The sequence below is a fragment of the Streptomyces sp. NPDC020898 genome, from assembly GCF_044333925.1.
In the GTDB taxonomy this organism is placed as follows: Bacteria; Actinomycetota; Actinomycetes; order Streptomycetales; family Streptomycetaceae; genus Streptomyces.
This window is the reverse complement of sequence record NZ_JBIRRV010000001.1, coordinates 137,105-150,714: the sequence shown is the minus strand read 5'-3', so window position 1 is coordinate 150,714 and position 13,610 is coordinate 137,105. Positions and strand designations below refer to the sequence as shown.

Here is a 13,610-nt window from a genome sequence, read left to right as displayed (position 1 = left end):
GGGCCGTAACCGGACGTTGGGAGGCTTCCCCGGTCATTTGTGATCGGAAAAGGGGAGCCGAAGACATGACGCAGCCTCAGAACGGTTCGGGCGGCAGTCGCCGCGCGTTTCTGCGCAACGTGGGTCTCAGTGGCGGTGCCGGGGCGATGTTCGCCACGATGGGGGCCCTGGGCCTCGCGCCCACCGCGCAGGCCGCCCAGCGCGAGCAGGCCTTCCAGCCGCCCGGGCCGGGCGACTTCACGCTCACCGGACGCGCCGCGGCCAAGGTCGTCATCGTGGGCGGTGGCATAGCCGGTCTGGCGGCCGCGTACGAGCTCGGCAAGGCCGGCTACGACTGTACGGTCCTGGAGGCCAGGGACCGCACCGGCGGACGCAACTTCACCGTCCGGGGCGGTGACTCGGCCACCGACCTCCACGGCCACCGGCAGACGGCCCGGTTCGCAGACGGCCACTACATGAACGCCGGACCCGCCCGCCTCCCGCAGTGGATGGTCACCCTTGACTACTGCCGCGAACTCGGAGTCCCCGTGGAGGTGTTCACGAACGCCAACGCGGACGCGTACCTCTACAACGAGGCGGCCGGAATGACCGCGCCGGTGCGCTACCGCACCGCCAAGGCCGATGTGTACGGCTACGTCTCCGAGCTGCTCGCCAAGGCGACGGGCAAGGGCGCCCTCGACGAGGAGTTGACGGCCGCCGACCGGGAGCGGCTCGTCGAGTTCCTCAAGGACTACGGGGACCTCGGCGACACCCTGAAGTACGAGGGTGGCGAGCGCCGCGGGTACACGACCGTCCCGGGCGCCGCCGGCACCCCCGGTGTGCTGCTCGGTGACGTCCCGACCGCCTCCGAGGTGTTCGCCGACGGTGTCGGGCGCTACTTCTCCTTCGAGTTCGGTTTCGACCAGGCCATGCTGATGTTCCAGCCGGTGGGCGGCATGGACCGGATCCCCGAGGCGCTCACCAGAGTGATCGGTCCTCATCGCATCCGCACCGGGACGGTCGTCTCGGAAATCACCGATACCGGGAGCGGTGTTTCCGTCACCTACACCCAGGGCAGCCGTACCAAGGTGGTCGACGCCGACTACTGCATCGGCGCACTGCCTCCGAACATCCTCGCGAAGATCCCGCACAACCTCGGCTCCGGAGTGCAGTCGGCCCTGGAGGCGATCACCCCGTCGTCCGCCGCCAAGATCGGCCTGGAGTACCGGTCCCGCTGGTGGGAGCTGGACCACCGGATCTACGGCGGCATCACCGAGACCGACCAGGACGTCGTGCACATCTGGCACCCGTCGTACGGCTTCCACGGGGAGCGAGGCATCGTCATCGGCTACTACAACTACGGCACCGACGCCGACTCGTACGCGCAACTCACCCCCAGGGAACGCGAGAAGCGGGCCGTGGCCGCGGGCGTGAAGATCTACGGCGGCAAGTACCGCACCGAACTGGCGTCCTCCTTCTCCCACCACTGGCGTCAGACGCCTCACCTGGAGGCGGCCTGGCACAACACCCCCGGCGGGCCCGACGACGCCCGCTACAAGCCGCTCAACGAGCCCACCGGGCGCGTGTACTTCGCCGGTGACTGGCTCAGCCACACCGTCGCCTGGCAGCACGGCGCGTTCACGTCCGCCCGCAAGGCCGTGACCGCGCTCCACGCGCGCGTGCTGTCCGGCTGAGGAACTGCGGGCGCGTGACGGGCGGGCAAGTCGTATCTGTGAGCGGGGTCCGGGCGGGAATGCCCGCGCCCCGTGCCACGTTGTGCAGTACGAACACGAGGAGGAGCGGTCACTGTGCTTGATCCGCAGGGTTTGTACGCATGGGAGCCGAAGGGCCTGGCAGTCGTCGACATGGCGCTGGCGCAGGAGTCGGCCGGTCTTGTCATGCTCTACCACTTCGACGGGTACATCGACGCGGGCGATACCGGCGACCAGATCGTCGACCGGCTGCTCGACACGCTGCCCCACCAGGTGGTGGCCCGCTTCGATCACGACCGGCTCGTGGACTACCGCGCGCGCAGGCCGTTGCTGACGTTCAAGCGTGACCGCTGGACCGACTACGAGGTGCCCACACTCGATGTGCGACTCGTCCAGGACGCCACCGGGGCGCCCTTCCTGCTGCTGTCCGGCCCCGAGCCGGACGTCGAGTGGGAGCGCTTCGCCGCGGCCGTCCAGCAGATCATCGAGCGACTCGGCGTACGCCTCTCGGTGAACTTCCACGGCATCCCCATGGGCGTTCCGCACACGCGCCCCGTGGGCCTCACTCCGCACGGCAACCGCAACGACCTCGTGCCGGGCCACCGCAGCCCCTTCGAGGAGGCGCAGGTCCCCGGCAGTGCGGAGTCGCTCGTCGAGTACCGCCTCGTGGAGTCCGGTCACGACGTCCTGGGCGTCGCCGCGCACGTCCCGCACTACATCGCCCGGTCCCCGTACCCGGACGCCGCGCTGACCGTCCTGGAGGCCATCACGGCCGCCACCGGTCTGGTCCTGCCCGGCATCGCGCACGCGCTGCGCACGGACGCCCACCGCACCCAGACGGAAATCGACCGCCAGATCCAGGAGGGCGACGAGGACCTCGTGGCTCTGGTCCAGGGTCTTGAACACCAGTACGACGCGGCTTCGGGCGCCGAGACGCGAGGCAACATGCTCGCCGAGCCGGTCGACATCCCGTCCGCCGACGAGATCGGACTCGAGTTCGAGCGGTTCCTCGCGGAGCGGGAGGGCGAGGGCTGAGCCCTCGCCGGCGACCTGTCGGGACCGTTGTCAGCGGCAGGCCCTAAGACCGACCGGCAATCGGAGGGCGGCGTCGCGGGGTCTGGCACGCACTCCCCCACTGCCTTAAGGGTGCCTTAAGGGCGTGGGGGGACCCCCATCGCCCTCGCTCCTTCTCCCACCCTCCGATTGCCGGTCGGTCTAAGCTGCCGGGCATGCTGACAGTGGGCCTGACCGGCGGCATCGGGGCCGGCAAGAGCGAGGTGTCGCGGCTGTTCGTCGCACGGGGCGCCGTCCTGATCGACGCGGACCGCATCGCGCGTGAGGTCGTCGCGCCGGGGACCGAGGGCCTCGCGGCGGTCGTCGACGCCTTCGGCACGGAGGTGCTCGCCGAGGACGGCGGCCTCGACCGGCCCAAGCTGGGCTCGATCGTCTTCGCCGACCCGCAGAAACTCGCCGTACTGAACTCGATCGTGCACCCCTTGGTGGGCGTCCGCTCCCGCGCCCTGGAAGCCGCCGCTGCCGAGGACGCCGTGGTGATCCACGACGTCCCGCTGCTCGCGGAGAACGGCCTCAAGTCGCTGTACGACCTCGTGATCGTCGTCGACGCGAGCCTCGAGACCCAGCTCGACCGGCTGGTCCGGCTGCGCGGTATGACGGAACAGGACGCACGCGCACGTATGGCCGCCCAGGCCACCCGAGAGAAGCGTCTGGAGATCGCGGACGTGGTCATCGACAACGACGTGCCCCTGGCGGAGCTGAAACGGCGCGTGAGCGACGTGTGGGCGGATCTTGTGCACAGGGCGCGGGTGTCCCAGGAATAGCGTTGCCGCGTCCGGGCGTTGAACACCCGTAGCGAGGGAAGGACTCAGCCGTGCCCGAGATGAGCGGATGGACCGGACGGACTCCGGAGACGCATGTCATCGACTTCCGCGCGGCCGAGCGACTGCTCGCCGCGCGTGATCCCCGTGGCGCGGTGAAACTGCTCGACCCGGTGATAGCCGCACACCCCGAGAACACGGCCGCCCGGCTGCTGCGTGCGCGTGCTTTCTTCGCCGCCGCGCAACTGCGCCCCGCCGAGCTGGAGTTCACGATCGTCCTGGAGCGCGAGCCGGACAACGCGTTCGCGCACTACGCGCTCGCCCGCACCTACGAACGCCAGCGCCGCCCGGACCAGGCCAAGCGCCACTTCCGCCTGGCGGCGGCGCTCGACCCGAACCCGCGCTATCTGCAGGCGGCGCGCTTCGACTCGCAGCCCTGACGGACGGGGCGATCCCGACGGGTTCGGGGCGCCCGCGCGCGTGTCCTCAGGCGCCACCGTTCTCCGGTGGCCGGTACGGCGGGACGTCGGGGCCCGGCTGGTAGTGCGGGCCCTGTCGGATGTGCCGGAGGATCATGGCCAGGTCGACCGTGACGATCACCCACAGCACCCCACAGGCAGCCGCCCATCCGGGGCGCCCCGCGAGTGCGAACGCGGCCGTCCCGGCGATGGCCCAGATCAGCCCCCACACGCTCAGCCAGAGACGCGCCCGCAGGGCACTGCGCGCTGTCGTCGGCTCACTGCCTGTACGCATCGGGACCACTGCTCCTTCCTGCAACTTACTCTTCGGCCCGGACGTTCACCAGGAGTCCGCGGCCGGGCCGCCGGTCGCTGAAACGACGGGGAGAACCACACCGTGCTGCCGGACGCCGACGACCTTCCCGAGATCCTGCTCGACCTGGCCGTGCCCCACGAGGACATCAACGAACTGGTCGCACTGCGCGGGCTGCTGACCCGCGACCCCGGCGCGATCTCGCTCCTGGAGGAGTGTGTCGAGGGGCTGGTGCGGGACATGGGCGAGATCGGCGGAGCGGCGTCCTGGCCCGGCGAACGGATCGCGGAGGTGCTCGTCGGTCAGGCGCACGGACGGGCGGGCGGGGATCCGGGGGCGCTGGGTCGGTACTTCGCCGTATACGTGTTCGTCGCGGCGCTGCCGTACGTACGAGCCCACCACCGGGCACTCGGGGTGGCCCCCGAGGTGTCCCGCCGTACGCTCGCCGACCTCGGGCGGAACATGGCGGTGCACCGGAGGAGGCATGGCCGGGGCGGTGTGCAGGCCCCGTGGTGGCTCGCGCTGCACTTCCACGGGGAGCTGTTCCAACTGGGGCGGCTTCAGTTCCAGAGGGCGCTGGTGGGGGAGCGGACGGCGGGGCTGCTGGCCGGCACCGGTCTCGCGCCGGACGCCGACGCGCACTGTCTCAGCCTGCACATACCCGACTTTTACGGACCGCTGTCCCCGGCCGCCTGCGACCGGTCCCTGGAGCTGGCCCGGGACTTCTTCGCGAGGCACTTTCCGGGAGAGCGGTACACGGCCGGGATCTGTCACTCCTGGCTGCTCGATCGGCAGCTGAAGCGGTATCTGGGGGCGGATTCCAACATCGTCCGCTTCCAGGAACGCTTCCGGATCGCGGACGAGGCGGGAGAGCCCGCAGACGACGAACCGGTCCAGTTCGTGTTCGGTGGTCCGGAGCTGCCGGTGGGTGAGCTGTCGCGGCGGACGACGCTGGAACGGGCCGTCGGGGACCACCTGAGGGCGGGCGGTCACTGGTACATCGGGCACGGATGGTTCCCGCTGCTGACGGTTTGACTCGAACGGGTGAACAGGGTGAGAGCGGGAACGGCCGTGCGGGCGCGGGCCGTTGTGCGGGCATGAGGCTGGAGATGCGAGAAGGATATGAAGGCACGGGACCCGGTGCGATCACCCCGGACGGCTGCGCGGTCGAGTTCTACTCGCGGCTGCCGATCGGGGACGAGCCGGACATCATCGCCGCCGCGGTGCCCGCGGGTGCGCACATCCTCGAACTCGGCAGCGGCGTCGGGCGCATGACCCACCCGCTCCTGGAGCGAGGCTTCACGGTCACGGCGGTGGACGAGTCCGCGGAGATGCTGGAGCGCGTCCAGGGAGCGCGCACGATATGCAGCCCCATCGAGGACCTCGACCTCGGCGAGAAGTTCGACGTCGTGATGCTCGCGTCGTTCCTCGTGCACGCCGGGGACGCCGAGGTGCGGCGGGGGCTGCTGCGCACCTGCGCACGGCACGTCGCGGAGGGCGGCCACGTCCTGATCCAACGGGAGGGTGCGGACTACCACACGAACCTGCCCCGCGAGCGGGTCGACCCGAGCGGCTTCACGGTGCGCCTGGCCTCGTCGGAGCCGGTCGGGGACGGCGTCAACTCGGTGCACGCGGAGTATGTGTTCCCGGACGCGGTATGGACACAGACCTTCCTGGCCCGGCCGTTGACACCGGAGCAGTTCGAAGAGGCGTTGGGGGAAGCGGGGTTGAGGGTGGATCGGTATCTGACGGCTGACGGGGTCTGGGTGAGGGCGGTGAAGGGGTAGGGGGCACTGTGTGACGGAGACGGGATACGTGACGGAGGGGGCTCGGAGGATGAGCGGCATGGTCGTGGCGGTCAGCAGCAACGGCGGGTACTCGTTCAGCAAACCGAACCGGGACAGCGTCAGACTGCTCACCGGGCTCGGCGTGGAGGGGGACGTGCACGCCGGGACGACCGTCAAGCATCGCTCGCGCATGGCGCAGGACCCCACCCGGCCGAATCTGCGCCAGGTCCATCTCCTGCACGAGGAGCTCTTCGCCGAGGTCGGTGAGGAGGGCTTCGAGGTGGTGCCCGGAGAACTCGGCGAGAACATCACCACGCGGGGCGTCGACCTGCTCGCCCTTCCGGTCGGGACCCTGCTGCACATCGGCGACGACGTGGTGCTGACGGTGACCGGCCTGCGCAATCCCTGTCTGCAGATCGACAACTTCCAGGACGGACTGCTGAAGCGGGTCGTCGGGCGGGACGACGCCGGGAACGTCGTCCGCAAAGCAGGGATCATGAGCATCGTGAAGGAGGGAGGTGAGGTGTGCCCCGGCGACACGATCAAGGTCGAGCTTCCCGACGGGCCGCACCAGACTCTGGGCCCGGTCTGAGAAGTCCCGCCGGTCGGCGATGAGTTCCGGGCCGACGGGTGGTCTACCTCTGTGACAGCAACGCCACCGCTCACACAGGAGACCCTCATGTCCGAGACCACCGTTCCCGTCCCCCCGATCGACTCTGCCGCCTCTGCTGCCTCCGCCGAGTCCGTGGCCGCTCGTGGGCGGCGTGCCCGGATCGCGTTGCGGGCGCTCCAGGTGGTGCTCGCGCTCTTCTACGGGTTCGCGAGTGCGCTGCCCAAGCTGATCGCCCACCCGTCGGCCACCGAGTCCTTCGACACGCTGGGCTGGGGCAGCGCGGGCATGTACACCATCGGGCTGCTCGAACTGGCCGGAGCGGTCGCGCTGTTGGTCCCGGTGCTCCAGTCGGTGGCGGCGATGGCGCTGGGCGCGCTGATGGTGGGCGCATTCGTCGTGCAACTCGCCGTCTTCGACGGGGAGTACGCGGCGACACCGCTGATCCTCATCGTGCCGCTCGCCCTCATCGCCTGGGCCCGCCGAGGGCACAACGACGAGCTGCTGCGGCTGGTGCGGCGACGGGCGTGACAGCTTCGGCGTACGGGGAGGGTGGCGTCCGGCGGGTCGAGGGGACCCGGTCGGGCGCCGCTGCCGTGTACGCGGCACCCTCCGGTGTGCTGTCCGTGCGGGGCGCTACGGGGTGTCGTCGGGTGCGGTGAGGCCTCGCAGGCGTTCCATGTCGCGGCGGTCGCGTTTGGTCGGGCGGCCCGTGCCGCGGTCGCGGATGCCGGCCGGGGCGACGGCCTCGCGGGGCGGCGGAGGAGGGCTGTTGTCGACGTAGCACTGGATGGCCACCGGGGCTCCGACCCGCTTGCGGATCAGGCGCTTCACCACGACGATCCGTTCCAGGCCGGCGTGGCGGAGACGTACCTCGTCACCGACGCGCACGGCGTACGCGGGCTTCACTCGCTCGCCGTTGACGCGTACGTGGCCGCCTCGGCAGGCGGTCCCGCCCATGGAGCGGGTCTTCACGAGGCGTACGGCCCAGATCCAGCTGTCGATGCGGACGGTTTCGCCGCTCGTGGGACGGGCGGCGTCGGCCGCGGCCACCGCCGGGGAGACCGGCGAGGTGCCGGTGACGATGCCGTCCTCTGTGTGCGCGGCGCCATCGCGGGGCGCGCCGCCATTGATGGCCGTGCCACCTTTGACGGCCAGGTCGTCCACGTTGTCGGAAGCCCTACCAGATGCCATGCCCTCGACTTTAGTACTCCGGGCCGGGCGGACCGGAGGGGATTTCCCGGGTTCGGGTCTCGTCCGCCGCTGTGTCGCTGTCGCTCTACCGTGGAGGTATGGACACGAGTGGTCTGGCCGGGCTCGACGAGCGGATCGCCGGATGCCGGGTCTGTCCGCGGTTGGTCTCCTGGCGGGAGGAGGTCGCCCGTACGAAGCGGGCCGGTTTCGCCGACTGGGACTACTGGGGGCGGCCGGTGCCGGGATTCGGGGCGGCGGATGCCCGGCTGCTGATCGTCGGGCTGGCGCCCGCGGCCCACGGCGGGAACCGGACCGGGCGGATGTTCACCGGGGACCGATCCGGAGATGTGCTGTACGCGGCGCTGCACGAGGTGGGGCTGGCGTCGCAGGCCGGCTCGGTGAGCGTCGACGACGGGCTCGAACTGTACGGCGTACGCGTCACCTCGCCCGTGCACTGTGCCCCGCCCGCCAACAAGCCGACGCCCCAGGAGCGGGACGCGTGCCGGCCGTGGATGGTGAGCGAGCTGGAGCTGCTCCGGCCGACACTGCGGGCCGTGGTGGCGCTCGGCGCGTTCGGCTGGCAGGCGACGCTGCCCGCCCTCGACGCGGCCGGCTGGAGCGTGCCGCGTCCGCGGCCCGCCTTCGCCCACGGGGCGCAGGTCGAGCTCGGCGGCGGGCTGCGGCTCTTCGGCTGCTTCCATGTCAGCCAGCGCAACACCTTCACCGGTCGCCTCACGCCAGAGATGCTCCGGGCCGTGCTGCGGGGCGCGGCGAGCGCCGCGGGCCTCCCGCATCGCCGGTGACGTGCCCGTCGCCCATGCGCCCATGAAATCGACGCGACCCGACCGGCGGACACACGTTATGTTGCCCTGATGGGCCTGTATCCGGAGATCGAACCGTACGACCACGGCATGCTCGACGTCGGTGACGGCAACCGCGTGTACTGGGAGGTCTGCGGGAATCCGCAGGGCAAGCCGGCGGTGGTGCTGCACGGTGGGCCGGGGTCGGGGGCCGGCGCGAACTTCCGGCGGTACTTCGATCCGGCCGCGTACCGGATCGTGCTGCTCGACCAGCGTGGGTGCGGGCGTTCGACACCGCACGCCAGCGCGTACGACACCGACATGAGCGTCAACACGACGGGCCACATCATGGCCGACCTGGAGCTGCTGCGGCGGCACCTGGGGATCGGGCGCTGGCTGGTGTGGGGAGTGTCGTGGGGGTCGGTGCTGGGGCTGCGGTACGCGCAGACGCATCCGGGCGCCGTGTCCGAACTGGTGCTCACGGCTGTCGCGACGGGTGCGGATGCCGAAGTGGCCCTCATGACCAGGGGCCTCGGGAATCTGTTCCCGGAGGCGTTCGAGACGTTCCGTGCAGGGGCGCCCGAGGATGAGCGCGACGGAAACCTGGCCGCCGCGTACAACCGGCTGCTGGAGTCGCCCGACCCCGAGGTGCGGGCGCGGGCCGCGCGGGCGTGGACCGACTGGGAGACGGCCGTCGTCCCGGCGCCGCCCCGCTCCGTACCGCGCTACGAGGACCCGGTGTTCCGCATGGGCTTCGCCCGGACCGTCACCCACTACTGGGGCGCCGACCACTTCCTCGGCGAGGGGAACGAGGGCGCGGAAGGCGTCGTACTGCGCGACGCGCACCTGCTCAAGGACATCCCCGGCACCCTCGTCCAGGGCAGCCTCGACCCCGGGAACCTGCTCGGCACGGTGTGGCGGCTCCATCACACCTGGCCCGGCAGTGAGTTGATCGTCGTCGACGAGGTGGGACACAACGCGGGAGCGCCGGGCATGGTGGACGAGCTGGTGGCGGCCACGGACCGGTACGCGGCCCGTGGCCGAGCGGGCGGCTAACGACGTCGGGTCGTCCGGTCCCGGGTCCGTTCGCCCGCCGACTGTACGAACTGGAGTTCCAGCGAGGAGGGTGGCGCCGTGACTCCGGGGCCGCCCGCCTCGGCCCAGCGGAGTATCTCGTCGGTGCAGTCGTCGCCCATGGACCAGCCGATCCAGACCGCCTTGCCGCCACGCCTGCGACCCTCGCCCGACGGCTGTACGACGATGATGTTCGCCTGGTCGCAGGGGCCGAGGCAGTCCGTCGTACGGACCGCGAGGCGTCCGCCCGAGGCCGCGGCCGCCGCGCGCAGCCGCTCCAACTGGCCGTCGTGGTCGTAGCCGGGGTACTTGCGCGCGACCCCGCAGCAGCAGCCGCGGCAGACGACGAGGGTGCAGGGGCGAGTGCGCGCCGCGCCTATCAGGGTGCGGGAGGGGGTGCTCACAGGGCTCCCTCACCGTGGGAGCCGACGGCGTCGGTCGCTCGGGCCGTGTCGACCGCGTCCCCGAAGAGGTGCCGTACCGTCGAGCGGTGGTTGGCCTGGACGTGGGTCAGGGCGTGGGCGCGGGCCCGCGCCGGGTCGCCGGAGGCGATCGCCTCGTACAACTCACGGTGTTCGGTGAGGAGTTGGGGCCACTCCTCGTTGCGGCGGGTGAGCCAGCGCAGGCGGCCGTCGACCGGTTCCATGACCGAGATCAGCAGGCTGTTGCCGGCCGTGGCCAGGATGCGGTCGTGGAAGCGGGTGTTGATGTCGGTGATCGTCTCCGCGTCGTCCGCCGCCGTTGCCGCGGCGGCCCTGTCCAGGAGTTCCGCCAGTTCCGCCAGGTCCGCCGGCGTTGCCCGGGACGCGGCGAGGCCGGACGCGTAGACCTCCAACGCCTCGCGGAGTTCGAAGAGTTCGGCCACGTCGGTCGGGGTGAGACGGCGTACGACCGCGCGTCGCGGGGTCTCGAAGAGGACGAAGCCCTCGGCGACCAGGGCGCGGATCGCCTCCCGGACCGGGACCCGGGACACCCCGAAGCGCTCGGCCAGTTCGCGTTCGACCAGCCGGTCGCCGGGACCAAGGCCGCCCGCGATGATCTCCTCCCGCAGAGCCGCCAGGACCCGCTCGCGTACCGCTCCGAGCGGTTCGATCTTCGTCATGGGCCCATCTTCGCCGACTCGGGGGTGTTTTACGGAGCCGTAACGGAGCGGATATCGGCCATGACTCTTGACGGAGAGAGCATGGCGGCAGTTTGGTATACCAAAACGCGCCGGTTGTTGCTCCACCCCCCACTGCCACCCCCCGCTCGCGTCCTTCGTCCCCTCGCCCCTGGAGCCCCCGTGTCCCTCGCCCCCAGCGCCGAAGCCACCGGCACCCCGGCCTTCGTCCCCGATCCCCGGCTCACCAACGAAGATCTCGCCCCCGCGGGCAAGCGCAACTGGAAGGTCTTCGACCTTTTCGCGTTGTGGATGTCCGACGTCCACAACCTCGGCAACTACACGTTCGCGGCGGGGCTGTTGGTCCTCGGTATGAACGTCTGGCAGATCTTCACCTCCCTGCTCGTCGGGTTCGTGATCATCTACGTCGGCATGAACTGGATGGGGAGGATCGGCCAGCGGCACGGCGTTCCGTTTCCCGTCATCAGCCGGATCAGCTTCGGCGTCTGGGGCGCCAACATCCCGGCGCTCATCAGGGCCGTCATCGCCATCATGTGGTACGGCATCCAGACCTATCTGGCCTCCGTCGCCGTCAACGTCATGCTGTTCGCGGCCTGGCCGGGTCTCGAATCCTGGACACACAGCTCGTTCCTCGGGCTCGACGCGCTCGGCTGGGTGTCCTTCGTCTCGCTGTGGCTGATTCAGGCGCTGATCATCAGTCAGGGCATGGAGTCCGTACGGAAGTTCCAGGACTTCTGCGGTCCGGCCATCTGGGTGGTCATGATCGCGCTCGCCGTCTGGATCCTCTCCAAGGCCGGCTGGACCATCTCGCTCACCTCCACCCCGAACCCGGTCTCCGTCGGCGAGCAGTGGAGGCAGTGGTTCGGCGCGATCGGGCTGGTCATCGCCACGTACGGCGCGCTGATGCTCAACTTCTGCGACTTCGCGCGCTTCGCGCCCGACTACAAGACCGTCAAGCGCGGCAACTTGTGGGGCCTGCCCTTCAACTCCACCGCCTTCGTGATTGTCTCGGTCATCGTCACGGCCGGTTCGATCGAGGTGTTCGGCGAGGCCATCACCGACCCGGCGGAACTGGTCGCCAAAGTCGGCAACACCTGGGTACTGGCGCTGGCCGCCCTGACCTTCGCCATCGCCACCATGGGCGTCAACATCGTCGCCAACTTCGTCTCACCCGCGTACGACCTGGCCAATGTCTGGCCGCAGAAGATCACCTTCAAGATCGGCGGCATGATCAGCACGGTGGCCGCGCTGGTGGTGACACCGTGGAACCTCTTCTCCAACCCCACGGTCGTCCAGTACTTCCTCGGCGGCCTCGGCGCCTTCCTGGGACCGCTGTTCGGCGTGATCATGCTCGACTACTTCTGGGTCAAGAAGGGCCGCATCGACGTCGACGAACTCTTCGACGCCCGGCCCGGATCCCGCTACTACTACCGCAAGGGCGTCAACCCCAAGGCTCTGTGGGCCTTCCTGCCCGCGGCCGGCGTCGCGGCGGTGTTCGCCCTGGTGAAGGACTTCAGCGACGTGGCCCCGTACTCGTGGTTCATCGGCACGGCGCTGGCGGCCGGGCTGTACGCACTCCTGTGCCGCGACGAGCGGGCCGAGTCCGCCAACGCTTCTGCGGCGGGCTGAGCGTGCGGATCGTCGTCACCAACTGCAACACGACGCAGGGGATGACCGAGGAGATCGTCCGAGGTGCCCGGGCCGCCGCAGGCCCGGGCACCCGCGTGCTCGGACTCACCCCCGCGTGGGGCCCCGAGTCGGCGGAGGGCTGGCTCGACAGCTATCTCTCTGCCGCCGCCGTCCTCGACACCCTGCGGACCTACGAGGGTCCGTACGATGCCGTCGTCATGGCCGGGTTCGGCGAGCACGGGCGGGAAGGCGTACGGGAGTTGGTGGACGTACCCGTCGTCGACATCACCGAGGCCGCCGCGCACCTCGCCTGTCTGCTCGGCCGGCGGTACGGGGTCGTCACCACCCTCGAACGGTCGTGCGGCCAGATCGAGGACAGCCTCGACACCGCCGGCGTCGGCCGGAACTGCGCCGTTGTCGTCGGCACCGGGCTCGGCGTCCTTGACCTCGGCGACGACCGGCGGACAGAGGAGGCGTTCGTCGCGGCGGCCGAGCGGGCGGTGGCGGCGGGGGCCGAGGTACTGGTCCTGGGCTGCGCGGGGATGACGGGGCTGCAGCGGGCGGTGGGGGAGAAGCTGGGGCTGCCCGTGGTCGACGGGGTGGGCGCGGCGGTCAAGCTGGCGGAGTCGCTGGTCTCCCTGGGACTGACGACGAGCAGGGCGGGGAGCTATGCGAAGCCGTTGCCCAAGAGGCGGGGGTGGGGGCGGCCGGTGGAGTGAGCGCGGGGCGCGTGGGTGGGGTGATCCTGGCTGGGTGGCTGGGTGGCTGGGTGGCTGGGTGGCTGGGTGGCGCTGTGCGCGGTGGTGGACGGAGGTGACCGCAGACTCCGGGGAGGTCGGATCGTCGTCATGGCCCGTCGGCTACGGGAACGGGGGCGCCTGTACCCAGGTCGCCCAGCTCGACGCGGGCAACTCCGGCTGGATTCTGCAGCCGACGGGTGTGGAGTGGGCCGACGGGTTCGCCCTCGGTGCGGACGCGGAGACGTGGTGCAATCCACCGGCGCGGGTCCTGGGGACACCGCCCACGACGGTGACTGGTCGTCGCCCGCTCGTGGCCGTCGTACGCCCTCGAACTCGCCCGCGACGCACGGCCGTGAGCG

At 70.6% G+C, this 13,610-nt stretch carries 16 protein-coding genes; 12 read left to right on the top strand and 4 right to left on the bottom strand.

Annotated elements, in window-relative coordinates; genetic code table 11:
• The first annotated feature begins 146 nt into the window (after positions 1 to 146).
• The 4 genes from ACH4TV_RS00705 to ACH4TV_RS00690 all read left to right on the top strand — a co-directional run bounded on the left by ACH4TV_RS00705 (position 147) and on the right by ACH4TV_RS00690 (position 3,966).
• Positions 147 to 1,673 (top strand): flavin monoamine oxidase family protein, encoded by a 1,527-nt coding sequence (locus ACH4TV_RS00705; protein WP_398395285.1) that lies wholly within the window; start codon positions 147 to 149, stop codon positions 1,671 to 1,673.
• 114 nt (positions 1,674 to 1,787) lie between these two features.
• Complete coding sequence (locus ACH4TV_RS00700) at positions 1,788 to 2,726, top strand: PAC2 family protein (protein WP_398392775.1); 939 nt, start codon at positions 1,788 to 1,790, stop codon at positions 2,724 to 2,726.
• A gap of 194 nt (positions 2,727 to 2,920) precedes the next feature.
• Positions 2,921 to 3,529 (top strand): dephospho-CoA kinase, encoded by a 609-nt coding sequence (coaE, locus tag ACH4TV_RS00695; protein WP_398392773.1) that lies wholly within the window; start codon positions 2,921 to 2,923, stop codon positions 3,527 to 3,529.
• Positions 3,530 to 3,579: 50 nt separating this feature from the next.
• The gene (locus tag ACH4TV_RS00690; protein WP_398392771.1) at positions 3,580 to 3,966 is read left to right on the top strand and encodes a tetratricopeptide repeat protein; all 387 of its coding nucleotides are present in this window, start codon (positions 3,580 to 3,582) and stop codon (positions 3,964 to 3,966) included.
• 46 nt (positions 3,967 to 4,012) lie between these two features.
• Here the strand turns inward: ACH4TV_RS00690 and ACH4TV_RS00685 are convergent, their stop codons facing one another.
• The gene (locus ACH4TV_RS00685) at positions 4,013 to 4,279 is read right to left on the bottom strand and encodes a DUF6343 family protein (protein WP_398392769.1); all 267 of its coding nucleotides are present in this window, start codon (positions 4,277 to 4,279) and stop codon (positions 4,013 to 4,015) included.
• 102 nt (positions 4,280 to 4,381) lie between these two features.
• On the opposite strand from ACH4TV_RS00685, the gene ACH4TV_RS00680 reads away from it, so the two are divergent.
• The 4 genes from ACH4TV_RS00680 to ACH4TV_RS00665 all read left to right on the top strand — a co-directional run bounded on the left by ACH4TV_RS00680 (position 4,382) and on the right by ACH4TV_RS00665 (position 7,225).
• On the top strand, positions 4,382 to 5,332 hold the full coding sequence (locus ACH4TV_RS00680) for an acyltransferase domain-containing protein (RefSeq protein WP_398392767.1): 951 nt from the start codon (positions 4,382 to 4,384) through the stop codon (positions 5,330 to 5,332).
• Between the two features lie 74 nt (positions 5,333 to 5,406).
• On the top strand, positions 5,407 to 6,084 hold the full coding sequence (locus tag ACH4TV_RS00675; protein ID WP_398392765.1) for a class I SAM-dependent methyltransferase: 678 nt from the start codon (positions 5,407 to 5,409) through the stop codon (positions 6,082 to 6,084).
• A gap of 49 nt (positions 6,085 to 6,133) precedes the next feature.
• On the top strand, positions 6,134 to 6,676 hold the full coding sequence (locus ACH4TV_RS00670; RefSeq protein ID WP_398392763.1) for an MOSC domain-containing protein: 543 nt from the start codon (positions 6,134 to 6,136) through the stop codon (positions 6,674 to 6,676).
• 87 nt (positions 6,677 to 6,763) lie between these two features.
• Positions 6,764 to 7,225 carry a DoxX family protein gene (locus tag ACH4TV_RS00665; protein WP_398392762.1) on the top strand — a complete coding sequence of 154 codons (462 nt, stop codon included), beginning with the start codon at positions 6,764 to 6,766 and terminating at the stop codon, positions 7,223 to 7,225.
• 105 nt (positions 7,226 to 7,330) lie between these two features.
• On the opposite strand, the gene ACH4TV_RS00660 is transcribed toward ACH4TV_RS00665, so the two are convergent.
• Positions 7,331 to 7,888, bottom strand: coding sequence for an RNA-binding S4 domain-containing protein (locus ACH4TV_RS00660; protein ID WP_398392760.1), 558 nt, complete (start codon positions 7,886 to 7,888; stop codon positions 7,331 to 7,333).
• A gap of 98 nt (positions 7,889 to 7,986) precedes the next feature.
• Between ACH4TV_RS00660 and ACH4TV_RS00655 the strand changes: the two genes are divergently transcribed.
• Positions 7,987 to 8,691: a uracil-DNA glycosylase gene (locus ACH4TV_RS00655; protein WP_398392758.1), complete on the top strand. Its 705-nt coding sequence runs from the start codon at positions 7,987 to 7,989 to the stop codon at positions 8,689 to 8,691.
• A gap of 69 nt (positions 8,692 to 8,760) precedes the next feature.
• Positions 8,761 to 9,744 carry a prolyl aminopeptidase gene (pip, locus tag ACH4TV_RS00650; protein ID WP_398392756.1) on the top strand — a complete coding sequence of 328 codons (984 nt, stop codon included), beginning with the start codon at positions 8,761 to 8,763 and terminating at the stop codon, positions 9,742 to 9,744.
• On the opposite strand, the gene ACH4TV_RS00645 is transcribed toward pip, so the two are convergent.
• Positions 9,741 to 10,166, bottom strand: coding sequence for a (2Fe-2S) ferredoxin domain-containing protein (locus tag ACH4TV_RS00645; protein WP_398392754.1), 426 nt, complete (start codon positions 10,164 to 10,166; stop codon positions 9,741 to 9,743). The genes pip and ACH4TV_RS00645 overlap by 4 nt on opposite strands.
• Positions 10,163 to 10,864, bottom strand: a complete 702-nt coding sequence (locus ACH4TV_RS00640; RefSeq protein WP_398392752.1) for a GntR family transcriptional regulator — start codon at positions 10,862 to 10,864, stop codon at positions 10,163 to 10,165. The genes ACH4TV_RS00645 and ACH4TV_RS00640 overlap by 4 nt, the downstream gene beginning before the upstream one ends.
• 180 nt (positions 10,865 to 11,044) lie before the next feature.
• Between ACH4TV_RS00640 and ACH4TV_RS00635 the strand changes: the two genes are divergently transcribed.
• Both ACH4TV_RS00635 and ACH4TV_RS00630 read left to right on the top strand, forming a co-directional pair.
• Positions 11,045 to 12,511 carry an NCS1 family nucleobase:cation symporter-1 gene (locus tag ACH4TV_RS00635; protein WP_398392750.1) on the top strand — a complete coding sequence of 489 codons (1,467 nt, stop codon included), beginning with the start codon at positions 11,045 to 11,047 and terminating at the stop codon, positions 12,509 to 12,511.
• A 2-nt stretch (positions 12,512 to 12,513) separates the two neighbouring features.
• Positions 12,514 to 13,230 carry an aspartate/glutamate racemase family protein gene (locus ACH4TV_RS00630; protein ID WP_398392748.1) on the top strand — a complete coding sequence of 239 codons (717 nt, stop codon included), beginning with the start codon at positions 12,514 to 12,516 and terminating at the stop codon, positions 13,228 to 13,230.
• The last annotated feature ends 380 nt before the right edge of the window (positions 13,231 to 13,610 follow it).

Bases quoted from the DNA above. Each gene is read 5' to 3' on its own strand.
- ACH4TV_RS00685 (WP_398392769.1), bottom strand. From the start codon at position 4,279: ATGCGTACAGGCAGTGAGCCGACGACAGCGCGCAGTGCCCTGCGGGCG.
- ACH4TV_RS00655 (WP_398392758.1), top strand. From the start codon at position 7,987: ATGGACACGAGTGGTCTGGCCGGGCTCGACGAGCGGATCGCCGGATGC.
- ACH4TV_RS00670 (WP_398392763.1), top strand. From the start codon at position 6,134: ATGAGCGGCATGGTCGTGGCGGTCAGCAGCAACGGCGGGTACTCGTTC.
- pip (WP_398392756.1), top strand. From the start codon at position 8,761: ATGGGCCTGTATCCGGAGATCGAACCGTACGACCACGGCATGCTCGAC.
- ACH4TV_RS00640 (WP_398392752.1), bottom strand. From the start codon at position 10,864: ATGACGAAGATCGAACCGCTCGGAGCGGTACGCGAGCGGGTCCTGGCG.
- ACH4TV_RS00705 (WP_398395285.1), top strand. From the start codon at position 147: ATGTTCGCCACGATGGGGGCCCTGGGCCTCGCGCCCACCGCGCAGGCC.
- ACH4TV_RS00660 (WP_398392760.1), bottom strand. From the start codon at position 7,888: ATGGCATCTGGTAGGGCTTCCGACAACGTGGACGACCTGGCCGTCAAA.
- ACH4TV_RS00675 (WP_398392765.1), top strand. From the start codon at position 5,407: ATGCGAGAAGGATATGAAGGCACGGGACCCGGTGCGATCACCCCGGAC.
- coaE (WP_398392773.1), top strand. From the start codon at position 2,921: ATGCTGACAGTGGGCCTGACCGGCGGCATCGGGGCCGGCAAGAGCGAG.
- ACH4TV_RS00665 (WP_398392762.1), top strand. From the start codon at position 6,764: ATGTCCGAGACCACCGTTCCCGTCCCCCCGATCGACTCTGCCGCCTCT.